The 21,675-nt window shown below is 60.6% G+C and carries 24 protein-coding genes, 1 pseudogene and 1 riboswitch; of the genes and pseudogenes, 13 read left to right on the forward strand and 12 right to left on the reverse strand.

Annotation, left to right across the window (positions count from 1 at the left end):
• Nucleotides 1–167: 167 nt before the first annotated feature.
• A complete protein-coding gene (locus tag ACYYKW_RS24040; protein ID WP_464991354.1) occupies nt 168–797 on the reverse strand; it encodes a LysE family translocator in 630 nt (209 codons plus the stop codon).
• A 91-nt stretch (nt 798–888) separates the two neighbouring features.
• Between ACYYKW_RS24040 and ACYYKW_RS24045 the strand changes: the two genes are divergently transcribed.
• The 3 genes from ACYYKW_RS24045 (at nt 889) to ACYYKW_RS24055 (ending at nt 3,733) form a co-directional block, all read left to right on the forward strand.
• On the forward strand, nt 889–1,854 hold the full coding sequence (locus tag ACYYKW_RS24045; protein ID WP_464991355.1) for a 2-hydroxyacid dehydrogenase: 966 nt from the start codon (nt 889–891) through the stop codon (nt 1,852–1,854).
• Between the two features lie 32 nt (nt 1,855–1,886).
• On the forward strand, nt 1,887–2,885 hold the full coding sequence (locus tag ACYYKW_RS24050; protein ID WP_464991356.1) for a methyltransferase: 999 nt from the start codon (nt 1,887–1,889) through the stop codon (nt 2,883–2,885).
• A 50-nt stretch (nt 2,886–2,935) separates the two neighbouring features.
• A riboswitch (yybP-ykoY riboswitch) is annotated at nt 2,936–3,060 on the forward strand.
• A gap of 88 nt (nt 3,061–3,148) precedes the next feature.
• Nucleotides 3,149–3,733: a TMEM165/GDT1 family protein gene (locus tag ACYYKW_RS24055; protein WP_090286175.1), complete on the forward strand. Its 585-nt coding sequence runs from the start codon at nt 3,149–3,151 to the stop codon at nt 3,731–3,733.
• A 101-nt stretch (nt 3,734–3,834) separates the two neighbouring features.
• On the opposite strand, the gene ACYYKW_RS24060 is transcribed toward ACYYKW_RS24055, so the two are convergent.
• A complete protein-coding gene (locus ACYYKW_RS24060; RefSeq protein WP_090286177.1) occupies nt 3,835–4,653 on the reverse strand; it encodes a M48 family metallopeptidase in 819 nt (272 codons plus the stop codon).
• A 1,355-nt stretch (nt 4,654–6,008) separates the two neighbouring features.
• Here ACYYKW_RS24060 and ACYYKW_RS24065 point away from each other — a divergent pair.
• Nucleotides 6,009–6,206, forward strand: a pseudogene (locus ACYYKW_RS24065) (HAMP domain-containing protein); the annotation flags it as partial.
• A gap of 111 nt (nt 6,207–6,317) precedes the next feature.
• Nucleotides 6,318–7,061, forward strand: a complete 744-nt coding sequence (locus ACYYKW_RS24070; RefSeq protein WP_418951625.1) for a methyl-accepting chemotaxis protein — start codon at nt 6,318–6,320, stop codon at nt 7,059–7,061.
• Nucleotides 7,062–7,263: 202 nt separating this feature from the next.
• On the opposite strand, the gene ACYYKW_RS24075 is transcribed toward ACYYKW_RS24070, so the two are convergent.
• From ACYYKW_RS24075 to ACYYKW_RS24085, 3 genes are read right to left on the reverse strand one after another with little or no spacing between them, the layout of a single operon-like run.
• Nucleotides 7,264–7,887, reverse strand: a complete 624-nt coding sequence (locus ACYYKW_RS24075; protein WP_464991357.1) for an SOS response-associated peptidase — start codon at nt 7,885–7,887, stop codon at nt 7,264–7,266.
• A 36-nt stretch (nt 7,888–7,923) separates the two neighbouring features.
• Nucleotides 7,924–8,184: a putative signal transducing protein gene (locus ACYYKW_RS24080; protein WP_090286183.1), complete on the reverse strand. Its 261-nt coding sequence runs from the start codon at nt 8,182–8,184 to the stop codon at nt 7,924–7,926.
• A gap of 9 nt (nt 8,185–8,193) precedes the next feature.
• On the reverse strand, nt 8,194–8,376 hold the full coding sequence (locus ACYYKW_RS24085) for a CPXCG motif-containing cysteine-rich protein (protein ID WP_464991358.1): 183 nt from the start codon (nt 8,374–8,376) through the stop codon (nt 8,194–8,196).
• 142 nt (nt 8,377–8,518) lie between these two features.
• Here ACYYKW_RS24085 and ACYYKW_RS24090 point away from each other — a divergent pair, with 142 nt between their 5' ends.
• Nucleotides 8,519–9,682 (forward strand): 1-acyl-sn-glycerol-3-phosphate acyltransferase, encoded by a 1,164-nt coding sequence (locus ACYYKW_RS24090; protein WP_464991359.1) that lies wholly within the window; start codon nt 8,519–8,521, stop codon nt 9,680–9,682.
• A gap of 60 nt (nt 9,683–9,742) precedes the next feature.
• Here ACYYKW_RS24090 and ACYYKW_RS24095 read toward each other — a convergent pair whose 3' ends face one another.
• Entirely contained in the window at nt 9,743–10,021 is a 279-nt protein-coding gene (locus ACYYKW_RS24095; RefSeq protein WP_090286189.1) for a hypothetical protein, read from the reverse strand.
• Between the two features lie 193 nt (nt 10,022–10,214).
• Between ACYYKW_RS24095 and ACYYKW_RS24100 the strand changes: the two genes are divergently transcribed.
• Nucleotides 10,215–10,421 carry a hypothetical protein gene (locus ACYYKW_RS24100; RefSeq protein ID WP_008083982.1) on the forward strand — a complete coding sequence of 69 codons (207 nt, stop codon included), beginning with the start codon at nt 10,215–10,217 and terminating at the stop codon, nt 10,419–10,421.
• A gap of 290 nt (nt 10,422–10,711) precedes the next feature.
• On the opposite strand, the gene ACYYKW_RS24105 is transcribed toward ACYYKW_RS24100, so the two are convergent.
• Nucleotides 10,712–11,296, reverse strand: coding sequence for a YajG family lipoprotein (locus ACYYKW_RS24105; protein ID WP_093098414.1), 585 nt, complete (start codon nt 11,294–11,296; stop codon nt 10,712–10,714).
• A 203-nt stretch (nt 11,297–11,499) separates the two neighbouring features.
• Between ACYYKW_RS24105 and ACYYKW_RS24110 the strand changes: the two genes are divergently transcribed.
• Nucleotides 11,500–11,733 (forward strand): hypothetical protein, encoded by a 234-nt coding sequence (locus ACYYKW_RS24110; RefSeq protein ID WP_090286191.1) that lies wholly within the window; start codon nt 11,500–11,502, stop codon nt 11,731–11,733.
• Between the two features lie 706 nt (nt 11,734–12,439).
• Entirely contained in the window at nt 12,440–13,948 is a 1,509-nt protein-coding gene (gene mqo, locus ACYYKW_RS24115; protein WP_464991360.1) for a malate dehydrogenase (quinone), read from the forward strand.
• Between the two features lie 76 nt (nt 13,949–14,024).
• Here mqo and ACYYKW_RS24120 read toward each other — a convergent pair whose 3' ends face one another.
• From ACYYKW_RS24120 to ACYYKW_RS24130, 3 genes are all read right to left on the reverse strand, one after another.
• Nucleotides 14,025–14,312: a PA4642 family protein gene (locus ACYYKW_RS24120; protein ID WP_336355430.1), complete on the reverse strand. Its 288-nt coding sequence runs from the start codon at nt 14,310–14,312 to the stop codon at nt 14,025–14,027.
• A gap of 63 nt (nt 14,313–14,375) precedes the next feature.
• The gene (locus ACYYKW_RS24125; RefSeq protein WP_336355431.1) at nt 14,376–14,855 is read right to left on the reverse strand and encodes a hypothetical protein; all 480 of its coding nucleotides are present in this window, start codon (nt 14,853–14,855) and stop codon (nt 14,376–14,378) included.
• Between the two features lie 180 nt (nt 14,856–15,035).
• Complete coding sequence (locus ACYYKW_RS24130; protein ID WP_090286198.1) at nt 15,036–15,593, reverse strand: hypoxanthine-guanine phosphoribosyltransferase; 558 nt, start codon at nt 15,591–15,593, stop codon at nt 15,036–15,038.
• Between the two features lie 164 nt (nt 15,594–15,757).
• On the opposite strand from ACYYKW_RS24130, the gene upp reads away from it, so the two are divergent.
• The gene (gene upp, locus ACYYKW_RS24135; protein WP_090286199.1) at nt 15,758–16,396 is read left to right on the forward strand and encodes a uracil phosphoribosyltransferase; all 639 of its coding nucleotides are present in this window, start codon (nt 15,758–15,760) and stop codon (nt 16,394–16,396) included.
• A 2-nt stretch (nt 16,397–16,398) separates the two neighbouring features.
• Nucleotides 16,399–17,673 carry a uracil-xanthine permease family protein gene (locus ACYYKW_RS24140; RefSeq protein ID WP_464991361.1) on the forward strand — a complete coding sequence of 425 codons (1,275 nt, stop codon included), beginning with the start codon at nt 16,399–16,401 and terminating at the stop codon, nt 17,671–17,673.
• 128 nt (nt 17,674–17,801) lie between these two features.
• Here ACYYKW_RS24140 and hemH read toward each other — a convergent pair whose 3' ends face one another.
• Nucleotides 17,802–18,827: a ferrochelatase gene (gene hemH, locus ACYYKW_RS24145; protein WP_093098406.1), complete on the reverse strand. Its 1,026-nt coding sequence runs from the start codon at nt 18,825–18,827 to the stop codon at nt 17,802–17,804.
• Between the two features lie 13 nt (nt 18,828–18,840).
• Nucleotides 18,841–19,743, reverse strand: coding sequence for a TIGR01777 family oxidoreductase (locus ACYYKW_RS24150; protein WP_464991362.1), 903 nt, complete (start codon nt 19,741–19,743; stop codon nt 18,841–18,843).
• Between the two features lie 197 nt (nt 19,744–19,940).
• On the opposite strand from ACYYKW_RS24150, the gene ACYYKW_RS24155 reads away from it, so the two are divergent.
• Both ACYYKW_RS24155 and ACYYKW_RS24160 read left to right on the forward strand, forming a co-directional pair.
• Nucleotides 19,941–20,927 (forward strand): NAD(P)/FAD-dependent oxidoreductase, encoded by a 987-nt coding sequence (locus tag ACYYKW_RS24155; RefSeq protein ID WP_090286208.1) that lies wholly within the window; start codon nt 19,941–19,943, stop codon nt 20,925–20,927.
• A complete protein-coding gene (locus ACYYKW_RS24160; RefSeq protein ID WP_464991363.1) occupies nt 20,924–21,139 on the forward strand; it encodes a TIGR02450 family Trp-rich protein in 216 nt (71 codons plus the stop codon). The genes ACYYKW_RS24155 and ACYYKW_RS24160 overlap by 4 nt, the downstream gene beginning before the upstream one ends.
• Nucleotides 21,140–21,675 lie beyond the last annotated feature (536 nt).

Genomic DNA, 21,675 nt, shown 5'->3' on the forward strand with positions numbered 1-21,675 from the left:
GAATCGACTTGAACTTGCAGATCGTGACGGCAGGTAAGAAGATCTAAAACCGTCCACCATGTCTCCGAACATGTGTCTACCATGTCTCCGGTACATACAGGGAGAGGGCTAGGGTGAGGGGCTACAGTCTGCCAAGCGCCTTGAACCTCGAATCAATCACCCGCCCCTCAATGCATCTCGGTAAATGCGATTTTCACGCCGAGAGCAATCAGCACCGCGCCCATGGTGCGGTCGAACCAGTGGCCCATGCGGGCGAAACCGGCACGCACGCGGTGCTGGCTGAACAGCATCGCCACTAGGCAGAACCAGATCGCGGTGGCCATGGCCAGGTAAACGCCGTAACCGGCCTGCACCGCCAAAGGCGTGTGCGGGTTGATTACCACGGTGAACAGCGACAGGAAAAACAACGTGGCTTTAGGGTTCAGGCCGTTGGTCACGAACCCCGAAGTGAAGGCGCCACGCGCGGTGCGCAAACCGGCTTCCTTATGCAAATCATCCGTCACGGTTTTCGCCGGTTGCGCGCGCAACGCCTTGAAGCCGATGTACAGCAGATACGCCGCTGCCGCCCATTTCAACGCATTGAACAGCACGATTGATTGCGACACGATCAGACCGATGCCCAGCAGCGAATAACCGACATGCAGGAAAATCGCCGTGCCGACACCCAGTGCCGTCCACGTACCGGCGCGACGACCGTGCGTCACGCTCTCGCGCACCACCACGGCAAAGTCCGGGCCGGGGCTGGCGACGGCCAGCAAATGGATCAATGCAACGGTCAAGAATTCGGTCCAGTACATGGGTGCTCCTTTCGGCCAGGCGTATCAATTTGTTTCATCTGGTAGGCTCGGCAGAGTACGCCCTACGCTCTTCGCACAAAAGGTACAGTTGATGACGAACACGCACCGCGCGGTATTCCTCGATCACCCGTCGCTGGATCTCGGCGACCTCGACCTCAATCCGTTGCGCGACTGTTTCAGCGATTTGCAGCTGTTCGCCCAGACCACGCCGCAGCAGGTTGCCGAACGGTTGCAGGGCGCCAGAGTGGCGATCACCAACAAAGTCGTGATCGACGCGGCTGCCATGGCGGCCAACCCACAACTGGAACTGATCCTGATCAGCGCCACCGGCACCAATAACGTCGACCTCGCCGCCGCTCGCGCGCAAGGCATCACGGTGTGCAACTGCCAGGCCTACGGCACGCCGTCGGTGGCGCAACACACGATCATGCTGCTGCTCAACCTCGCCACACGTCTGGCCGACTATCAGAAAGCCGTCGGCGAGGGTCGTTGGCAGCAGGCGAAGCAGTTCTGCCTGCTCGACTATCCGATTGTTGAACTGGAAGGGAAAACCCTCGGCCTGCTCGGTCACGGTGAACTCGGCGGCGCCGTGGCGCGGCTGGCCGAAGCGTTCGGCATGCGCGTGCTGCTCGGGCAGATTCCCGGACGCCCCGCCCGCCCGGATCGCCTGCCGCTGGATGAACTGCTGCCGCAAATCGACGCCCTGACCCTGCACTGCCCGCTCAATGAACACACGCGCCATTTCATCGGTGCGCACGAGCTGGCCTTGATGAAACCGGGCGCTTTCGTGGTCAACACTGCACGCGGTGGCTTGATCGATGAGCAGGCGCTGGCCGATGCCTTGCGCAACGGGCACCTCGGTGGCGCGGCGACGGATGTGCTGAGCGTTGAACCGCCAGCTCAGGGTAATCCGCTGCTGGCAAACGACATCCCACGCTTGATCGTCACCCCGCACAATGCCTGGGGCAGCCGCGAAGCACGCCAGCGCATCGTTGGCCAACTCAGTGAAAACGCGCAGGCGTTCTTCAGCGCTAAGGCGCTGCGGGTCGTCAGTTGATAAACTGCGGCACTTTTTTTCGAGGAGCAGTTATGGATCCGCGCAGTGAAGTACTGCTTCGTCAGCCCGAATGGTTTCAAGGTTCGCTGTTGCTCGCCGGTTTGCCCGCCGACGACTTGCTTGGACGCCTGCCGAATGCCTTTGGCTGGTGCTGGCACGCCGGCGATCAAGCCGCGCTGGAGGCCCGTTTCGAAGGTCGCAGCGATTTTGGCGTGAACATCCCGGAGCGTGAATTCGACAGCGCGGTGGTGTTTCTGCCCAAGTCCAAGGATTTGACCGATTACATTCTCAACGCCGTTGCCTCGCGCCTGGCCGGTCGAGAGGTGTTTCTGGTCGGGGAAAAACGCAGCGGCATCGAAGGGGCGGCGAAACAGCTCAACCCGTTCGGCAAACCACGCAAACTCGACAGCGCGCGGCATTGCCAGCTCTGGCAAGTCACCGTGGCCAATGCACCTGAAGCCAGATCACTGGAAAGCCTGGCGCAGACCTACGAACTGCCCTTGGCCGAAGGCCCGTTGAAAGTGATCAGCCTGCCGGGCGTGTTCAGCCACGGTCGCCTCGATCGCGGTAGCGCCCTGCTGCTGGAGCATCTGGACAAGCTGCCAAGCGGCCATTTGCTCGACTTCGGTTGCGGTGCCGGCGTGCTCGGTGCGGCGGTCAAACGTCGCTATCCGCACAATCAGGTGACGTTGCTCGACGTCGATGCGTTTGCCGCCGCCAGCAGCCGTCTGACTCTCGCCGCCAATGGCCTCGAAGCCGAAGTACTGACCGGCGATGGCATCGATGCTGCGCCGATGGGTTTGAGCGCGATCCTGAGCAATCCGCCGTTCCATGTCGGTGTGCACACGGATTATTTCGCCACCGAGAACTTGCTGCGAAAAGCGGCCAAACATCTGAAAAACGGCGGCGAACTGCGTTTGGTCGCGAACAGCTTCCTGAAATATCAGCCGTTGATCGAGGAGCATCTGGGCATCTGTGCAATCAAAGCCGAAGGCAATGGTTTCCGAATCTATCGGGCCAAGCGCGGCTGAAACCGCTTTGAAAAAAGTCGCTTGCCCAATCGGATTTGCCTAGGCAGAATCCGCTCCGTCCTAGGGGAGTAGTCTCCCACGAGCGCCAAGCTCGTCCGGCATACGTCAACATACTTGATCCTCAGATCATGGCGTATGCGACCCAAGCGTCCGCAGCAGACGGATCGCAGGGTTTGACAAGACCTATGACACGCACACCTTACCCGGGGCGGGAAGGCTGTACGTGTCATAGCCGTGTCGACCCGCCCCTTAGGAAATCCCTGATGCTGGACTCGTTACTCGTTCCCACCGCAATCGTTGCCTTGGCCGAAATCGGCGACAAGACGCAACTGCTCGCGCTGATTCTTGCCGCTCGCTTCCGCAAACCCTGGCCGATCATTGCCGGGATTGTCGCCGCGACCCTGGCTAACCACGCGGCAGCCGGTGCGGTCGGTGCCTGGTTCGGCAGCTTCTTCTCCGACAGTGTTCTGCACTGGATTCTCGCCGCAAGCTTCGCCGCCACGGCGTTGTGGACGCTGGTCCCGGACAAGCTCGATGACGACGAAGCCAGCACGGCGCGCAAGTTCGGCCCGTTCCTGACCACGCTGATTGCATTCTTCCTCGCCGAAATCGGCGACAAGACCCAGATCGCCACGGTGATGCTCGCCGCGCAGTATCCGGAATTGTGGCTGGTGATCATCGGCACCACCGTGGGCATGTTGATTGCCAACGTGCCGGTGGTATTGGCGGGTAATTTTGCAGCGGACAAACTGCCACTGACCCTGATCCGTCGCTTGGCGGCTTCGGCGTTCATGATTCTGGCGATTGTTGCTGTGTATAAAGCGATGCAGAGCAGTGGATGGGTTTGAGGCAGCTACAAGCTCTCAGCTGCAAGCTTCAAGAGAAAGCTGCAAGCCACGCGAATCTGCTTTGACTTGTAGCTTGCCGCTCGAAGCTTGCAGCTGCTTTATCAGGATTTGGGGGCTTTTTCGTAGAGTGGCATGACCTTCGGAATCGCTGCCTGCAACGCGGCGATCCGGCTGGTCGAGGCCGGGTGGGTGCTCATGAATTCCGGCGGCGAACCTTCCGAAGCCTTGCTCATCTTGTCCCACAGGGTGATTGCGGCATTCGGGTTGTAGCCGGCGCGGGCGGCCAGTTCCAGGCCGATCAGGTCGGCTTCGTTTTCGTTGGCGCGGCTGTTGGGCAAGGTCATGCCGTAGTTGGCCACGGTGTCGGCCAGGGCCAGGCTGTCCTGGCCTAGACCGAACAACGCACCGGCGCCCTGCTTGGCCATTTCAATGCCATAGGCCTTGGACATCGCTTCGCGACCGTGCTCGCGCAAGGCGTGGGCGATTTCATGGCCCATGACCGCAGCGATTTCATCGTCGGTCAGTTTCAGGCTGTCGATCAGCCCGGTGTAGAAAATGATCTTGCCGCCGGGACCGCAGTTGGCGTTGAGTTCGTCGCTCTTGATCAGATTGACTTCCCACTGCCACTGCGCCGCATCCGGACGGAAATTCGGTGCCTGGGCGATCAAACGGTTGGCAATCGCCTGCACCCGCTTGGCCTCGGGGCTGGTCTTGTCCAGCACACCTTTGCTGGATGCCTCGCCGACAGTCTTCTGATACGACTGGGCGTACATCTGGTCGACTTCCTGTGCCGACAGCATGCTGAACATATACTGCTTGCGCTCCACCCCGACGGCGCCGCCGCTGGTGGTGTTGACCGACTGACAACCGGCCAGCAACAGCGCTGCGCTCAGTGCACTCACAACCAATGTCTTGTTCATCGAAAAGCTCCCTGAAAACCTGTGGCGTATCCTAGGCGGGTAATTGTATCGATGCCAGATACAAAGGATAGGTTGAAGTGACTTTCAGACATTTCCCGCAGCGTAATGTCACGAAAAAAAACCGAGCGACCGCCAGCCGCGCAGCCACTGCGTCACGCAGCAGCCGGTTTGCGACATCCCGGGCCGATTCCGACCAGCGCCACTCATGGCCCCGCCGGCGCCGCCGATAAATCTTTCGCAGATATTCTCCTGCCTGCGGAGCTCCCATGAAGTTCAAGTCGATCCAGTTTTCCGTCGCCGCCCTGGCCGGCGCCATCGTTCTCAGCGTGGTCGCTGCGCTGGTGCTGTATGCATTGTTTGTCGGCGCGCGCACCCAGGCGATGGTGCAACAACGCACCCAGGCCCAGTTCGAGCAGGTCATCGAACAGCGCCTGACCGCGCTGGCGCAAACCCAGGTCAGCCAGATCCAGCGCGAGCTCGAAGCGCCGCTGCTGATTGCCGGCGGGCTGGTGCGCGTCAACGCCCTGCTGGGCACGCCAGGCGCCGATGGCCAGTCGCGCCTGAGCGTCAGCCGCGAGCAACTGATCAGCCTGATCAAAGAGAACGTCGAAAAGAATCCGAAGATTCTCGGCACGTACATTGGCTGGGAAAAGAATGCTCTCGATCACAATGACGCGGCCTATGTCGGCACTAGCGTGGTCGGTATCGATGCGAGCAACGGGCGCTTTCTGCCGTGGTGGTTCCGCAACGAGGACGGCACCCTCGGCCTCGACAAACTGGTCGACGTCGACGATCAGAAAACCCTGTCGACCGGCGTGCGCGCCAGCGAGTACTACCTGTGCTCGAAGGAAAGTAAAAAGTCCTGCGTGATCGATCCGGCGCCGTACAAGGTTGGCGACAAGGTCGTCATGCTTGCCTCGTTTATCGAACCGATCATGCTCAACGGCGCTTTCCAGGGCATCGTCGGTGCGGACCTGTCGGTGAACTTCATTCAGGAAATGCTGCTGGGCGCCAACCAGAAACTCTACAGCGGTGCCGGGGAAATGGCTTTGGTGGGCGGCAATGGTCGGATCGTGGCCTACACCAAGGACCCGAGCAAATTCGGCGAGAGGGTCAGCGATATTCTCGATGCCGAACAGTCCGCCAACATGGCCAGCCTCAAGCGCGGCGAAGTGACCTACTCGGTGAACAAGGACAAGGGCCGGATCGAGCTGTACCTGCCGTTCGGCATCGGTCAGACCGACGCGCGCTGGACGCTGATGCTGCAACTGCCGCTCAACGCGGTGATGGCCGACCTGCAAACGCTGCAGGCCGACCTCGATGCCCAGCGCAAGTCCGACACCTTCGGCATGGCCATGGTCGGTTTGCTGATCGCCGGCCTCGGCTTGCTGGTGATCTGGCTGGTCGGCCATGGCATTGCCCGACCGCTGAAGCAAATGGTCGCCATGCTCAATGACATCGCCCAGGGCGAAGGCGATCTGACTCGCCGCCTGAGCAGTGACCGCAGCGATGAACTCGGTTCGATCGCCAAGGGCTTCAACACCTTCCTGGCCAAATTGCAGGCGATGATCACCCAAGTGGTGACCTCGGTGCAGAGCGTCAGCGACTCCTCGGAGCACACCGCCGACATCGCCATTCGCACCAACATCGGCATCCAGAAACAAATGGCCGAGATCGATCAGGTGGCGACAGCGGTGCAGGAAATGACCGCGACCGCGCAAGACGTGGCGCGCAATGCCACGCAAGCTGCGCAGGCCGCCAGCCACGCCGATCAGGCGGCCACTCAGGGCATGCAGATCGTGCGCGACACCTCGGACTCGATCGGTGTGCTGGCCAGGGAAATCGGCAAAGCGGTCGACGTGGTGCAAAACCTGGCCAAGGACAGCGAAAACATCAACGCGATTCTCACGGCGATTCGCGGGATTGCCGAGCAGACCAACCTGCTGGCGCTGAACGCGGCGATCGAAGCGGCGCGCGCTGGCGAACAAGGTCGCGGCTTTGCGGTGGTGGCGGACGAAGTGCGCAACCTGGCGCAGAAAACCCAGAAAGCCACCGAAGAAATCCAGAGCATGATCCAGCAACTGCAACAAGGCACCCGCGATGTGGTGCGGGTCATGGAAGACAGCCAGAACCGCACCGACGAAAGCGTTCAACACGCGGCGAAAGCCGCCGAGGCGCTGGAGACAATTACGCACGCAGTGTCGGTAATCAACGACATGAACACGCAGATTGCCAGCGCGGCGGAAGAGCAGAGTGCGGTGGCCGATGACATCAATCGCAACGTGATCAATATCGGTCAGGTGGCCAACGAAGTGGCGGGCGGCGCGGATGAATCGAGTTCGGCGAGTGCCGGACTGACCAAACTGGCGGAGCAGCAGCGGCGGTTGATCAATCAGTTCAAGGTCTGAAGATCAAGAGCCCCTCACCCTGACCCTCTCCCAGAGGGAGAGGGGACTGACCGAGTTGTCTCCCGTCATACATCGACCTGAAAAATCGTGTCGATTGGATTCAATTCGGAGCGTTCAAGTCGGTGTATTTCTTCAATATCCCCCAATCAGTCCCCTCTCCCTCCGGGAGAGGGTTAGGGTGAGGGGCTTTTGATCTACAGACTTAGCCCGGGGTCAAACACTCCGGCCCATTCAACTTCGGATCATTCACCAGATTCGCCAGCACCCGCTCGCGCAGCGCCGCCGGCTCACTGGCCAGCAAGCCCTGCAACACATGCAGCGGTGTTTCCGGATCAAGCCACGCCGCCTGCCCCGCCTCATCGAGTATCAACGGTCGGCGCTGACTGGCCGCCGGCTGGGTAATGACGGCGGTACTCAGCCAGACCTGTTCCTGCACCGGATACGCCTCCCAGATCGCCGCAAAACACAGCGACGAGCCCTCCCCCGGCGTCAGCCAGAACGGACGCTTGCGCTGAGTCCCGCGCCATTCGTAAAAACCATTGGCGGGCAACAGGCAACGGCGCAAGCGCAGCGCTTCGCGGAACATCGGTTGCTCGGCCACGGTTTCCGCGCGGGCGTGCGCAGGCGTTTTCGACAGGTCGGTCAGCCACGGCGGTGTCAGCCCCCAACGCGCGCGGGCCAGCGTGCGCTTACCGTCTGCACCGGCGCGCAGCATCAGCACTGAATCATTGGGGGAAATGTTCCACTGCGCCTGCTGATCGGCGGGAAAACCTGGCAGGGCCGCGAAGTCGCGGTTCCAGCGAAACAGGGCATAACGTCCACACATGAGGCAACACGACTCTTCAATAAAACCGACGCCAGCCTAACAGACCAGCGTACCGGGATAGCTCTCCGGTTCATCGCCGGGCAGCGGCAGCGCGGCATTGTACGCGGTGATCAGCTCGCGGGCGTATTCGGCCTGATCGTTATCCACCGACAGCCACAGCAGCCCGAAAATCGGCAACTCGCCCGTGCCACCGAGCAGATCGCGGCCGATCAGGTGCGCCTCGATGCCTTCGCTGGCAAGCATGCCCTTGAGCATTTCGCCTTCCATCAGACTGGCCGGTTCGTAGATTCGCTGCATGGGCGCCCCTCATTCGTTTTCGCTGAAGACTTCCAGGTGCCATTCCTCATCATGCACCTGCAAAACAAAGGTGATCGGTCGGCAACACACCTGACAATCCTCGATATACGTCTGATCGCCACCGGACAGATCCACCGAAGTCTCGACTTCTTCCCCACAATACGGACATTCATACTCAGCGGTTTCCAGCATCGCGGTCTCCCAAGTGACTTGTGCGTATAATCGCCGGTCTATTGGCAGGGCTATTGGTGTCTGGCTATTTTTTCAGACCGTGCCCCGCGGGTTTTCGATCAAACCCTTTACTTACCCTAGCCGTTTCCAACAAGAGAGCATGATGGGCGAATTCGATGCCATCCGACCTTACGACGACAGCGAAGTACCTGTGGTACTGGCAAGACTGCTCGGCGACAAGGCGTTTCTAGATATCCTCACCCACTTCCGCTTCCCGCGTTTTGCCGGTGCCTTCGGCTGGATGCTCAAACCTCTTATAGCGCATCGGCTGCGTCGTGAGTTCGCCGACGTGATTTCGGTGGCGACTTTGCAGGACAAGATCGAGTCTTATGTCGATCACACCATCGAGCGTGCTACCGACGGCGTGACCTACACCGGGGTCGAGCAATTCAAGTCCGGCAGCGCCTATCTGTTCATCGCCAACCACCGCGACATCGTCATGGACCCGGCTTTCGTCAACTACGCCGTGTACCACGCCGGCCTGCCGACGCCGCGTATCGCGATTGGCGACAACCTGCTGCAGAAGCCCTTCGTCAGCGACCTGATGCGCTTGAACAAGAGCTTCATCGTGCATCGTTCGATCACCGGTCGACGCGAGAAAATGGCCGCGTATCAGTTGCTGTCGGCGTACATCAACCACTCGATCCGCAACGATTGCGCCTCGATCTGGATCGCCCAGGCGGAAGGTCGGGCGAAGGACGGCGACGATCGCACCGAGTCGGCGATCCTCAAGATGTTCCACATGAGCCGCAAGGACGAGCCGTTCGGCGAAGTGATTCGCTCGCTCAATGTGACGCCTGTGTCGATCAGCTATGAATACGACCCTTGCGATCAGGCCAAGGCCCGCGAGCTGTACATCCGCGCCACCACCGGCACCTATTGCAAGGCGCCGGGCGAGGATGACGTGAGCATCGCCAAGGGCATCACCGGCTACAAGGGCCGCGTGCACATCAACTTCGCCGCGCCGATCACCGATGTGTTCGAAGACACCAAGCAGTTGGCGACCGAGATGGACAAGCAGATTCTCGGCGGTTACCGCTTGTTCCCGGTGCATTACCTGGCGTACGCGCAGTGGGCTGACGCTGATCCGCAACTGAATGTGCCGAAGGCTGCCGAGGTGTTCCCGGCCGACGAACTGGCCAAGGCGCAGGAAGAATGGCAGAGCCGGCTGGACGCCTGCCCCGCCGAGCATCGCCCGTATCTGGTGCTGCAATACGCGACGCCGGTGCGCAATCAGTACCGGGTCAAGGCTGGATTGCCGTTGTAAGCGGTGTGAGCCATACACAAAAACGGCGCCTGCGGGCGCCGTTTTTCATGCCTGAACGAGTCAGAAACGCGTGCTGATCCACGACACCAGCAAGGCCAGGCCCAGGCAGGCAAAACCGAAACGATAGAAAAAACGGTTCATGCGCAAGGTCGCCCAATCGAGCAGCGGCTCGGCATTCGGCTGCGCCTGACGCTGGGCGGCGAGGCTGGCCTGCGCGCGTTGTTCGCGGCGACGGGTGGCGTGCAGCAGCCAACTGCCGGGAAACGCCAGCAGCAGCGCCAGCAGATTGATCAATTTGGCGGGATGGGCGGTAAACAGTGTCATCAAGTGCAGCGACATCACAGACCTCAATCTAGACCGGTTCGGCAGACGCCAGACCGACGACCGCGGCGCGGATTCTACCCAAACCCGAGCGCCCTGCCCCAGCCTTTGCGACAAATAACCAGACAATCGACCGATGGCTGTCCTGTGTCACGGCTTCGTCATGTGGATGCTGCACCCTGCGCGCCTCGAAACTTCAATGGATTGCACCATGCTGCACGCGGAAAACCAGGATCGCCTGTACCTCATCACGCCCTACGACGAACAGCAAAGTCTGGTCGGCAGCCTTGCGTTCAACGTGCAGGATCGGCATTGGCTGGTGTATTGCGCGCTGGGCGGGCATCAGCATGCGGATTTGCCGGAGACTGATTTGCTGACTGGAGTGAGCGTGCTCGATTTTTATTCGCAGGCTGCCTGAACTTCAAAAGCTTAAAAGCCCCTCACCCTAGCCCTCTCCCAGAGGGAGAGGGGACTGATTGGAGGATGCTTTGAAATTTCACTGACCTGGCCGTCATGCTGTGAATCCATAATCGACAGAATCCTTCAGGTCGATGCATGACGCAAGACAACACGGTCGGCTCCCTCTCCCTCCGGGAGAGGGCTGGGGGGAGGGTGAGGATCTTCCAGCCCACATCGATCTTGAGTCCGAGCCACAAAAAAAGCCCGAAACCATCACTGGCCCCGGGCTTTTTCACATCCGCTGAAAACTTACTCAGCCAGAACCTGCCCCACCGTCGGATCCTTGAACAGACGCGTCAACGCATCGCTCAACACATCGCTGACCAGCTTGGTGTTGGTTTCCTGGTTCGGCGCCATGCCGAAGCGCTGGTCCAGCGAAGCGCCGTAACGGCCGCTGTAGCGGCGATTGGCGTTCTGCACGTCGGAGCGGAAGGTCGCGCCGATGGTCGCTTCGGTCACGTACATGCCTTCCTTGGGCGACTGATATTTCAGCTCGGCCAGCGTCACCGTCAGCTGCGGCGCGTTCGGCGCGTTGGTGGTCGGGGTGAAGCCGAGCAGACGCACGGCGGCCTCAGCCTGAGCCTGCAACTTGGGCAGGATCTGCTCGCGCTGCACAGTGATGGCGCTGGTTTCCGGGTACAGGCCGCCACGGGTGCCGAGGGTTGGCGACGGACGACCGTCGACCACGCGCACGACAACCGGCTGGCCACGGCCGACCGCTGGCAGTTGCGTGGTCAGCTTCGGCTCCGGATTCAGTTGTTGCGGGCTGTGGGCGCAGCCGGCCAGGGTCAAACCGGCCACAGTGATCAAACCGAACAACAGGCGTTGCAACATGCTTTCTCTCCAGAATCAGGCACAAACAGGCCGGCAGTATAGCGGTGGGCCACTGCGGGTAACCAGCGCCACACAGTGAATACTGAAATGTCTGACAAACCCCGTCGAAAGCGGTTCCTGTCACAGATTCTTCACCGTCCATACACCACGACGTCACGGCCCGAGGCCAAGCTTCACCTCAGTCCCCAACAAGGTACTCAGCCATGCGTTATCTGATCTCGTTGTTCGCCCCCCGCCCGCTGCATCGCTGCTTTGCTTTGCTCGACCGGAACGGCCACTGTCAGGCCTTCAAGCAGTGCAGCCTGCAACCGATGGGCGACGGTTGGGTGGAAATCGAAGAAATCCGCCTCAACTGGTTGCACCAGCCACTGCCGGCCAGCGCCCGCGTCATAGCGTCGCAGCCTCGCACGCGGGTCCAGGCGATGTTGAGCATCTGACCGGATGGCTAATAAAAGTCATTAAACACGAGCAACTGCGCGCATTTCTTCGCTACAATCTCCCCCCGATTATAAGGACGTCTCCTGATCGGGCCCCGCAACAGCGTCAGTGCACATGCATCGACACCCAAAATCGCCCACAGAGAGCCGCCCACACAGATCGAGTGAAGTTGGCGCGCTTGCCTGTTCTTCCGGCAAAAACCCGCTTTTCGCGAATCTGCAGAGCTGTCATGACGCTCGGCCACCGCGTTGTTTTGCCCTTGCGGGCAGGTGCCAGGCCAAGGCAGCCCTTTTTTGAGGTTCACGTCTTCAAAAGAGCGTGAAAAAAACGGGTTTTCACAACTTCACAAGAGTGTGGCGAGCAAATGAATAGTTTTGCGTCTGAACATGCACCATTAGCGTCTGAAACAGCCCAACGACACAGGACCGGGTATACCTCGAATACCGGAGCCTGAAGCCTGTCCGCTACGGATTTGGTTGCACAAAACGGATGTCTCGACCATAAGTCGAATTGCCAGCCTTGCGCAGAAATGAGTTCATGGAACCCTTGAAGCCAGGCCGCACGCATCCGTCGAAGTTGCGAAAAATTGCGAAGATTCGGACATGGCGAACCTGACCACGGATAGCCCGGACACCACTGACCTGTCCCGGAACGCCTGGCAGCCATGCCGACAATTTGGTGCTGCAGATTTTGGAGACGCGTTAAATGGCGCATAACGAAGCAGTCGACGTAGTTCTGGTAGGGGCCGGCATCATGAGCGCCACCCTGGCCGTACTGCTCAAAGAGCTCGACCCCGCGATCAAGCTGGAAGTCGTCGAGCTGATGGATTCCGGTGCCGCCGAGAGTTCCAACCCCTGGAACAACGCCGGTACCGGCCACGCGGGTCTGTGTGAGCTCAACTACACGCCGCAGGCTGCCGATGGCAGCGTCGACATCAAGAAAGCCGTGCACATCAACACCCAGTTCGAGGTGTCGAAACAGTTCTGGTCGTACCTGACCAAGAAAGGCACCTTCGGCTCGTGCAAATCCTTCATCAGCCCGGTGCCGCACCTGAGCTTCGTTCAGGGCGACAGCGGTGTGTCGTTCCTCGAGGAACGCTTCAACGTGCTGAGCAAGCACCACGCCTTTGCCGACATGGAATACACCGAAGACAAAGGCAAGATGGCCGAGTGGATGCCGCTGATGATGCCGGGCCGTTCGCCGGACGAAGTCCTCGCCGCGACCCGCGTGATGAACGGCACCGACGTCAACTTCGGCGCCCTGACCAATCAGTTGCTCAAGCACCTGACCAGCGCCCCGGACACCCAGGTCAAATACTGCAAGCGCGTCACCGGCCTGAAGCGTAACGGCAACGGCTGGACCGTCAGCATCAAGGACGTCAACAACGGCAACACCCGCGAAGTCGACGCCAAGTTCGTCTTCCTCGGTGCTGGCGGCGCGGCGCTGCCATTGCTGCAGGCCTCGGGCATCGAAGAAAGCAAAGGCTTCGGCGGCTTCCCGATCAGCGGCCAGTGGCTGCGTTGCGACAACCCGGAAGTGGTCAAGCAGCATCAGGCCAAGGTCTACAGCCAGGCAGCTGTGGGTTCGCCACCGATGTCGGTGCCACACCTCGACACCCGTGTCGTCGACGGCAAGAAATCCCTGCTGTTCGGGCCATACGCCGGTTTCACCACCAAATTCCTCAAGCACGGTTCCTTCATGGACCTGCCGCTGTCGGTGCGCGCCGGCAACATCGGGCCGATGCTGGCCGTGGCGAAAAACAACATGGACCTGACCAAGTACCTGGTCAGTGAAGTGATGCAATCGATGGAGCAGCGCCTGGATTCCCTGCGCCGTTTCTACCCGCAGGCGAAAGCTGAAGACTGGCGCCTGGAAGTGGCCGGCCAACGGGTGCAGATCATCAAGAAAGACCCGAAAAAGGGCGGCATCCTGCAATTCGGTACCGAGTTGGTTGCTGCGAAGGACGGCTCCCTCGCCGCCCTGCTCGGCGCTTCGCCAGGCGCGTCGGTGACCGTTTCGATCATGCTGGAACTGATCGAGAAGTGCTTCGCGGACAAAGCCAAAGGCGAATGGGCCGGCAAACTGGCCGAGATCTTCCCGGCCCGTGAGAAGGTCCTGGAAACCGATGCTGCGCTGTATCGCAAGATCAACACGCAGAACAACATCGCGCTGGAACTGGTAGAAGAAAACAGCGAGACGCCAAGCTACGCTTGATCTCGCGGCATAAAAAACGCCCCGTACTCAATGAGTGCGGGGCGTTTTTTTCGCCTTGGCAATTGAATCGAATGCCTCAGCCGCGGGCCTTGTCGATCAACTCGATGTAGTCGGCGGCATTGCGCTGATCGGCGATCAGCTCGACGAAGGTCTTGCCCTGCTCGTCCTTGCCATCAACGTCGTAACCGGCCGCGACGAAGAAGCCCAGAAAACGCTCGAAGTCATCGATGCGCAGACCGCGATACGCCTTGATCAGTTTGTGCAGCGACGGCGAAGTGGCGTCGACGGGCTCAAAATCGAGGAACAGCTTGATCTGCTCATCGCCGATCTCGTCACCAATCACTTGTTTCTTATCTTTACGCATTGCCGACTCCAGCTCGCAGACATGACACGGGGCGGGCAGTTTACCCCTGCCCGGCCACCCTGCTCAACGCGATCGCACCGCACCGGTGTGCAAATCGGCCCAGATATGGCCATTGGCGTAACTGAGGAACTGCACATACACGGTGTCGTTGCGCAGCAAATCCATCACCACACGGTACTGGGCGAGCGGATAAAACAGCGTCAGGGTTTTGCTCTTGTCGTCGTAGGCCGGTTTTTTCAGGCTTTTACTTTCGCCGTCAAAACTCACCAATACCTGATTGATCGTCGCCCCCTTGTTCAGCGACTTGCCTTTGAGGCGGATCAACAGCGACGAGGTGACCGGAATCGGCTGCTGGTTGGATTGGCGTTGCGCGCCAACTACTACGGAATACTCGCTGACCTGCATCAATTGCTGCTGCTCGGGCTCGGCGTCGCGCACGGTCAGATCGTCGGGCGGCAGGAATTGACTGTGCATCGGTGCGGCTGACAACGGCAGGCTGAAGGACAGCAACAGCGCGGCAAGGCTGCGGGACAAGAGGCGCATGACAGGCTCCTGGGGGCGGGGCCGAGCACTCTAGCATGGGTATCGCGGATGGATCAGCACACACAAAAACAACTGTAGGAGTGAGCCTGCTCGCGATAGCGTCGTGTCAGCCAACATCAATGTGGCTGACAGACCGCTATCGCGAGCAGGCTCACTCCTACAAAGGGTTGTGCGGGGGGCTTACATGCCCTTGACGGCGTAGATCCCGTTGGCGTTGCGCCAGTAACCCTTGTAGTCCATGCCGTAACCGAAGATGTAGCGGTCGATGCACGGCAGGCCGACGAAATCGGCTTTCAGGTCAGGACGCGCCTTGCGGTCGTGGTCCTTGTCGATCAGCACGGCGGTGTGCACTTTGCGCGCGCCGGCATGTTTGCAGAAGTCGATGATCGCGCCCAAGGTGTGACCTTCGTCGAGGATGTCGTCGATGATCAGCACGTCGCGGTCAATGAACGATACTTCCGGCTTGGCTTTCCAGAACAGATCGCCGCCGCTGGTTTCATTGCGATAACGGGTGGCGTGCAGGTAGGACGCTTCCAGCGGGAACTGCAGATGCGTCAGCAGTTTGCCGGAGAAGATCAGGCCGCCGTTCATCACGCAGAACACCACCGGGTTGGTGTCCGCCAGTTGTTCGTTGATTTGTGCACCGACACGGGCGATGGCCGCTTCGACTTCAGCTTCGGTGTACAGGCAGTCAGCCTCTCGCATGACTTGACGGATATGCTCGAGATCAGCGGACATGGCGCTCTCCAGGGGGGCTTCGGATTCGGAAAAGCGGGCAAAGGTACGCATCCGCAACGGCTGAATCAAGCCTTTATGGACTAACGTACTGTATGTCCTATAGGACATCACCCTCGGATAGATTAATCTAGGCCGGTTTTTTTGCCCGCCGCCGGAGTTTTTCCATGCCCATTCTCGAGATCCGCCATCCGCTGATCCGCCATAAACTCGGCCTGATGCGCCGCGCTGACATCAGCACCAAGAATTTCCGTGAGCTCGCTCAGGAAGTCGGCGCCCTGTTGACCTATGAAGCTACAAAAGATTTGCCGCTTGAATCCTACGATATCGCCGGCTGGTGCGGCACCGTGTCGGTGGAAAAGATCGCCGGCAAGAAAATCACCGTCGTGCCGATCCTGCGCGCCGGCATCGGCATGCTCGAAGGCGTGCTCAGCCTGATTCCGGGTGCCAAGGTTTCGGCTGTCGGTGTTGCCCGCAACGAAGAAACCCTGCAAGCGCACACCTATCTGGAAAAACTGGTGCCGGAAATCGACGAACGCCTGGCGATGATCATTGACCCGATGCTCGCCACCGGCAGTTCCATGGTCGCGACCATCGACCTGCTGAAAAAAGCCGGTTGCCGCGACATTCGCGCCATGGTCCTGGTCGCCGCGCCAGAAGGCATCGCCGCCGTCGAAAAGGCGCACCCGGACGTGACCATCTACACCGCGTCCATCGATGAACGCTTGAACGAGCATGGCTACATCATTCCTGGGCTTGGCGACGCCGGTGACAAGATTTTCGGCACCAAGCAGAAGGACGCGTAAGCATGCAGCAAGAGTTCAACGATCCGCTCTGGCGCACGGTGCTGTCCGGCGCGCAGATGCTGTTCGTGGCGTTCGGCGCGCTGGTGCTGATGCCGCTGATCACGGGCCTGGACCCGAACGTGGCACTGTTTACCGCCGGTCTGGGCACGATCCTGTTCCAGATCGTCACCGGACGTCAGGTGCCGGTGTTTCTGGCGTCGAGCTTCGCCTTCATTACCCCGATCATTCTCGCCAAGGGCCAGTTCGGCCTCGCCGCGACCATGGGCGGGGTGATGGCGGCCGGTTTCGTCTACACCTTCCTCGGCCTGGCCGTGAAGATCAAAGGCACCGGGTTCATTGACCGCCTGCTGCCGCCGGTGGTGATCGGTCCGGTGATCATCTCGATCGGCCTGGCCATGGCGCCGATTGCCGCGAACATGGCGATGGGCAAGGCTGGCGATGGTTCTGAATTGATTCCCTACCAGACCGCCATGCTGATTTCGATGCCGGCCCTGCTGACCACGTTGATCATGGCGGTGTTCGGCAAAGGCATCTTTCGTCTGGTGCCGATTATTTCCGGGGTACTGGTGGGTTTTGCCATGTCGTTCTATTTCGGCGTGGTCGACACCGCGAAGATTGCAGCGGCTCCCTGGTTCGCCCTGCCGCACTTCACCGCGCCGGAGTTCAACTGGCAGGCGATCCTGTTCATCGTTCCGGTGGCCCTGGCGCCGGCGATTGAGCACATCGGCGGGGTGATTGCGGTCGGCAGCGTGACCGGCCGCGACTACCTGAAGAAGCCGGGCCTGCATCGCACCCTGCTCGGTGACGGCATCGCCACCACCGCGGCCGGGCTATTCGGTGGCCCGCCCAACACCACCTACGCCGAAGTGACCGGCGCGGTGATGCTGACCAAGAACTACAACCCGAAAATCATGACCTGGGCGGCGATCTTCGCCATCACCCTGGCGTTCATCGGCAAGTTCGGCGCGCTGCTGCAAAGCATTCCGGTGCCGGTGATGGGCGGGATTCTGTGCCTGTTGTTCGGCTCGATCGCGGCGGTGGGGATGAACACCTTGATCCGCCACAAGATCGACCTGGGCGAAGCGCGCAATCTGGTGATCGTCTCGGTGACGCTGGTGTTCGGCATTGGCGGTGTGCTGGTCGGCACCGGCACCGGTCCGGATGACTTCGGCCTCAAAGGCATCGCGCTGTGCGCGGTGGTGGCGATTGCGCTGAACCTGATCCTGCCGGGTAATGATGGCTGGAAGCAGAAGAAAGCGGATGAGCCGCTGATCTAAACCTTCAGGGCTGCAGCGCCTGACACACCGCTATCGCCAGCAGGCTGGCTCCCACATTTGATCTCTGATGCCACAGTTTTGGTGAACACAGCAGATCCAGTGTGGGAGCCAGCCTGCTGGCGATGCTTTTAGAGGGCCAGCGGCGCGCGTTCGCAGAGCGTTGCCAAGGCCTTGGCCCATTGCGGGTCGTCGTTCAGGCAAGGCACCAGCACCAGCTCCTCGCCCCCCGCTTCGCGGAACTGCTCCTTGCCGCGATCGCCGATTTCTTCCAGCGTCTCGATGCAGTCAGCGACGAACGCCGGGCACATCACCAGAATCTTTTTCACGCCGCTTTTTGCCAGCTCGTCCAGCCGCGCTTCGGTGTACGGCTCGATCCACTTTGCCCGCCCCAGGCGCGACTGAAACGACACCGACCACTTGCCGTCCGCCAGCCCCATGCTTTTGGCGAACTCGGCGGCGGTACGGAAGCACTGCGCGCGATAACAGGTCGCCAGCACCGCCGGCGACGCGGTCTGGCAGCAATCGGCGCCTTTCAAGCAATGATTGCCGCTCGGATCGAGCTTGGTCAGATGCCGCTCCGGCAAGCCGTGGAAGCTCAGCAGCAAGTGGTCGAAATCCTGCTGCAAATGCGGGCGAGCGCTGGCCACCAGCGCATCGATGTATTCCGGCTGGTCGTAAAACGGCTGCAGGATCGACAGCTGCACATCGAGCTTGTGCTCGCGCAAAACGCGTCGGGCTTCTTCGATCACCGTGGTGGTGGTGCTGTCGGCGAACTGCGGATACAGCGGCGCAAGGGTGATTTTCTTGTGCCCGGCCTTCACCAGACGCAGCAGGCAGGTTTCGATCGATGGCTCGCCATAACGCATCGCCAGGTCGACCGGGCCATGCTTCCAGGTCTGGGTCATTTGCTGTTGCAGACGCTGGCTGAGCACCACCAGCGGCGACCCTTCCTCCCACCAGATTGAGGCATAGGCATGCGCCGACTGCTCCGGGCGTTTGATCAGGATCAGCGACACCAGCAAACGCCGCACCGGCCATGGCAGGTCGATGACGTACGGGTCCATCAGAAACTGATTGAGGTAGCGGCGCACATCGGCCACCGAGGTCGAGGCCGGGGAACCCAGGTTGACCAGAAGCAAGGCGTGATCGGTCATGCAACGTCCTATTTCAGAGGCGGCTGGAGAGATCGTCCAGAGCCGCGCGTAAATCCGTGAACTGGAAAGTGAAACCCGCTTCCAGCAAGCGTACCGGCATGGCCCGTTGGCCGCCGAGCAACAACAATGACATCTCACCGAGGCCGACTTTCAGCGCCAGCGTCGGCATCGGCATGAACGCCGGGCGGTGCAACACGCTGCCCAGCGTCTGCGCAAATTCGCGATTGCGCACCGGTTTCGGCGCGCAGGCATTATAAGGACCACTGGCCTGCTCGCGGTGCAGAAGAAAATCAATCAGGGCGATTTGGTCGTTGATATGAATCCACGGCATCCACTGCCGCCCGTTGCCCAACGGCCCGCCCAGACACAGCTTGAACGGCAACAGCAGGCGCGACAAAAAGCCGCCCTCGGCCGACAGCACCAAACCGGTTCGCACCAGCACCACGCGCATACCCAGGTTCTCCGCACGCAAGGCCGTCTCTTCCCAGGCGATGCACAACTGACTGGCAAAATCGTCGATCACCGGCGGCGACTCTTCGGTCAACTCGCGCTCGCCACCGTCGCCGTACCAGCCGATGGCCGAGCCGGAAATCAGCAAGGCCGGTTTTTGCGTGCGCGTTTCGAGCCAGGTCAACAGGGTCTCGGTGAGCTTGATCCGACTGCTCCACAGCAACGCCTTGCGCCGGTGCGTCCAGGGCCGATCGGCAATCGGCGCGCCAGCCAGATTGACGATCGCGTCGAGCGGCTCCTCGCCGAGGTCTTCCAGACGGGCGATGCCACGCACCGACGCGCCACAGATCTTCGCCACCGTTTCGGGCTTGCGACTCCACACCGTCAGGCGATGGCCCTGCTCCAGCCAATGACGGCAGAGCTGACGTCCGATCAAACCAGTACCGCCGGTCAGCAATATGTGCATGACATCTTCCTCGCGTGGCATTTAACCCGGATCACTAGTCTATTTTTATAAGCAGGGATCTTTTCCATCGGGCGGGCTCTATTGTTTAACCATAGGCCAAGCTAACGAAACGAGAATGGCAGAAGTTATACCAAAAAACATAATTGTACAGGTTTCATCGACGGCGTAGTCTGTACAGAAAGGTAAACGAGGCCCCTATGACTGTACCTATCGCAATCATCGGCACCGGCATCGCCGGACTCTCCGCCGCCCAGGCTCTGACAGAGGCCGGGCACACCGTGCAACTCTTCGACAAAAGCCGCGGCAGCGGCGGGCGCATGTCGAGCAAACGCAGCGACGCCGGTTCGCTGGACCTCGGCGCCCAATACTTCACCGCCCGCGACCGCCGCTTCGTCACCGAAGTACAGCGCTGGCAAAGCCAGGGCTGGGTCGCCGAATGGGCGCCACAGCTCTATTCGTATCAGGGCGGGCAACTGAACATGTCCCCGGACGAGCAGACCCGCTGGGTCGGCGCTCCCCGCATGAGCGCCATCACCCGTGGCCTGCTCGACGGCCTGAACGTGCAGTTCGCCTGCCGCATCACCGAAGTGTTTCGTGGCGAACAACACTGGCATTTACAGGACGCCGAGGGCTTTACCCACGGCCCGTTCAGCCACGTCGTCATCGCCACACCAGCGCCGCAAGCCACCGCCCTGCTCGCCGCCGCACCGAAACTCGCCGCGGCCGCCGCCGGGGTCAAAATGGACCCGACCTGGGCCGTCGCCCTGGCCTTCGAAACCCCATTGGACACACCGATCGAAGGCTGCTTCGTGCAGGACAGCCCGCTCGACTGGCTGGCCCGCAACCGCAGTAAACCCGGACGCGACACCACCCTCGATACCTGGGTGCTGCACGCCACCAGCGCCTGGAGCCGGCAACACATCGACCTGTCCAAGGAAGCGGTGATCGAACATCTGCATGGCGCCTTCGCCGAACTCCTGCACAGCGCCATGCCCGCCCCCACCTTCAGCCTCGCCCACCGCTGGCTCTACGCCCGCCCCGCCACCGGCCACGAATGGGGCACCCTCGCCGACGCCGACCTGGGCCTCTACGCCTGCGGCGACTGGTGCCTGTCCGGGCGCGTCGAAGGCGCCTGGCTCAGCGGCCAGGAAGCCGCACGCCGCCTGCACGAGCACCTGCAATGAACCGCCTCAACCCCAGCAAACTGCTGCTGTCGAAATGGACAGCAGCCCAGCCACAACACCGCGAAAAACACTTCCTCGTCACCGAACTGTTCCGCGACGAAGAAGGCACCGTACTGGAAATCGAAATGCAGGCCGTGCTGACCAAACGCAGCGAGCGGATGGAATGGCAAGTGCTGAAGAATGCCGAGCATTGGATTCTGGGGTGGAAATAATCCTGTGAGAGCCAGCTTGCTGGCGATGGACGATAACCCGCTCGTCCTGCAAATCAGCCTGGTAGCCACTTTCACGGACACAGCCAAAAGCCAACCCTCACCCTAGCCCTCTCCCGGAGGGAGAGGGAACAGACCGGGGTGGATGTGAGGGCTATGCCGACCTGCGATACCGAGTCGTACACGATTTCAAAGCCAACGCAGATCAGCTCCCTCTCCCTGGGGAGAGGGCTGGGGTGAGGGGCAGCCCCACCACAAATCCCAAGCCAACCACCCGCTTCTAACCACTCAACAATGAGCGTTAGCTCGAGTGCTTTTGATCTTGCGTCACCGGCGACGTCGGAAGGCTGAGTGGAGGGATTGATCCGGGCGTGGGAGCGCAGCGACCGTACGACGAAGTCGTACACAGCGGAAGGAGGTGCAGCGCAGCAAACCGTAGACGCTGCGCCCGGATCGATCCCGGAGCGAAGGGACCCGAGCTTGCGAGGGCCGAACGCAGGAGCAAGCCTTTTGGGTTACCTTTTTGGCGTTTGAAAAAG

The sequence above is a fragment of the Pseudomonas sp. 15C genome (assembly GCF_055484735.1).

Excerpts from the sequence above, each read along its gene's own strand:
- ACYYKW_RS24085 (WP_464991358.1), bottom strand. The coding sequence starts at position 8,376 with ATGCTGGAAACCGCTGAGTATGAATGTCCGTATTGTGGGGAAGAAGTC.
- ACYYKW_RS24075 (WP_464991357.1), bottom strand. The coding sequence starts at position 7,887 with ATGTGTGGACGTTATGCCCTGTTTCGCTGGAACCGCGACTTCGCGGCC.
- ACYYKW_RS24040 (WP_464991354.1), bottom strand. The coding sequence starts at position 797 with ATGTACTGGACCGAATTCTTGACCGTTGCATTGATCCATTTGCTGGCC.
- upp (WP_090286199.1), top strand. The coding sequence starts at position 15,758 with ATGCCCATTCTCGAGATCCGCCATCCGCTGATCCGCCATAAACTCGGC.
- ACYYKW_RS24045 (WP_464991355.1), top strand. The coding sequence starts at position 889 with ATGACGAACACGCACCGCGCGGTATTCCTCGATCACCCGTCGCTGGAT.
- ACYYKW_RS24055 (WP_090286175.1), top strand. The coding sequence starts at position 3,149 with ATGCTGGACTCGTTACTCGTTCCCACCGCAATCGTTGCCTTGGCCGAA.
- ACYYKW_RS24095 (WP_090286189.1), bottom strand. The coding sequence starts at position 10,021 with ATGTCGCTGCACTTGATGACACTGTTTACCGCCCATCCCGCCAAATTG.
- ACYYKW_RS24105 (WP_093098414.1), bottom strand. The coding sequence starts at position 11,296 with ATGTTGCAACGCCTGTTGTTCGGTTTGATCACTGTGGCCGGTTTGACC.
- ACYYKW_RS24070 (WP_418951625.1), top strand. The coding sequence starts at position 6,318 with ATGGCCGAGATCGATCAGGTGGCGACAGCGGTGCAGGAAATGACCGCG.
- ACYYKW_RS24090 (WP_464991359.1), top strand. The coding sequence starts at position 8,519 with ATGGGCGAATTCGATGCCATCCGACCTTACGACGACAGCGAAGTACCT.
- ACYYKW_RS24080 (WP_090286183.1), bottom strand. The coding sequence starts at position 8,184 with ATGCAGCGAATCTACGAACCGGCCAGTCTGATGGAAGGCGAAATGCTC.
- ACYYKW_RS24150 (WP_464991362.1), bottom strand. The coding sequence starts at position 19,743 with ATGCACATATTGCTGACCGGCGGTACTGGTTTGATCGGACGTCAGCTC.
- ACYYKW_RS24110 (WP_090286191.1), top strand. The coding sequence starts at position 11,500 with ATGCGTTATCTGATCTCGTTGTTCGCCCCCCGCCCGCTGCATCGCTGC.
- ACYYKW_RS24140 (WP_464991361.1), top strand. The coding sequence starts at position 16,399 with ATGCAGCAAGAGTTCAACGATCCGCTCTGGCGCACGGTGCTGTCCGGC.
- ACYYKW_RS24120 (WP_336355430.1), bottom strand. The coding sequence starts at position 14,312 with ATGCGTAAAGATAAGAAACAAGTGATTGGTGACGAGATCGGCGATGAG.
- ACYYKW_RS24130 (WP_090286198.1), bottom strand. The coding sequence starts at position 15,593 with ATGTCCGCTGATCTCGAGCATATCCGTCAAGTCATGCGAGAGGCTGAC.
- ACYYKW_RS24060 (WP_090286177.1), bottom strand. The coding sequence starts at position 4,653 with ATGAACAAGACATTGGTTGTGAGTGCACTGAGCGCAGCGCTGTTGCTG.
- ACYYKW_RS24050 (WP_464991356.1), top strand. The coding sequence starts at position 1,887 with ATGGATCCGCGCAGTGAAGTACTGCTTCGTCAGCCCGAATGGTTTCAA.
- hemH (WP_093098406.1), bottom strand. The coding sequence starts at position 18,827 with ATGACCGATCACGCCTTGCTTCTGGTCAACCTGGGTTCCCCGGCCTCG.
- ACYYKW_RS24155 (WP_090286208.1), top strand. The coding sequence starts at position 19,941 with ATGACTGTACCTATCGCAATCATCGGCACCGGCATCGCCGGACTCTCC.
- ACYYKW_RS24125 (WP_336355431.1), bottom strand. The coding sequence starts at position 14,855 with ATGCGCCTCTTGTCCCGCAGCCTTGCCGCGCTGTTGCTGTCCTTCAGC.
- ACYYKW_RS24160 (WP_464991363.1), top strand. The coding sequence starts at position 20,924 with ATGAACCGCCTCAACCCCAGCAAACTGCTGCTGTCGAAATGGACAGCA.
- ACYYKW_RS24100 (WP_008083982.1), top strand. The coding sequence starts at position 10,215 with ATGCTGCACGCGGAAAACCAGGATCGCCTGTACCTCATCACGCCCTAC.
- mqo (WP_464991360.1), top strand. The coding sequence starts at position 12,440 with ATGGCGCATAACGAAGCAGTCGACGTAGTTCTGGTAGGGGCCGGCATC.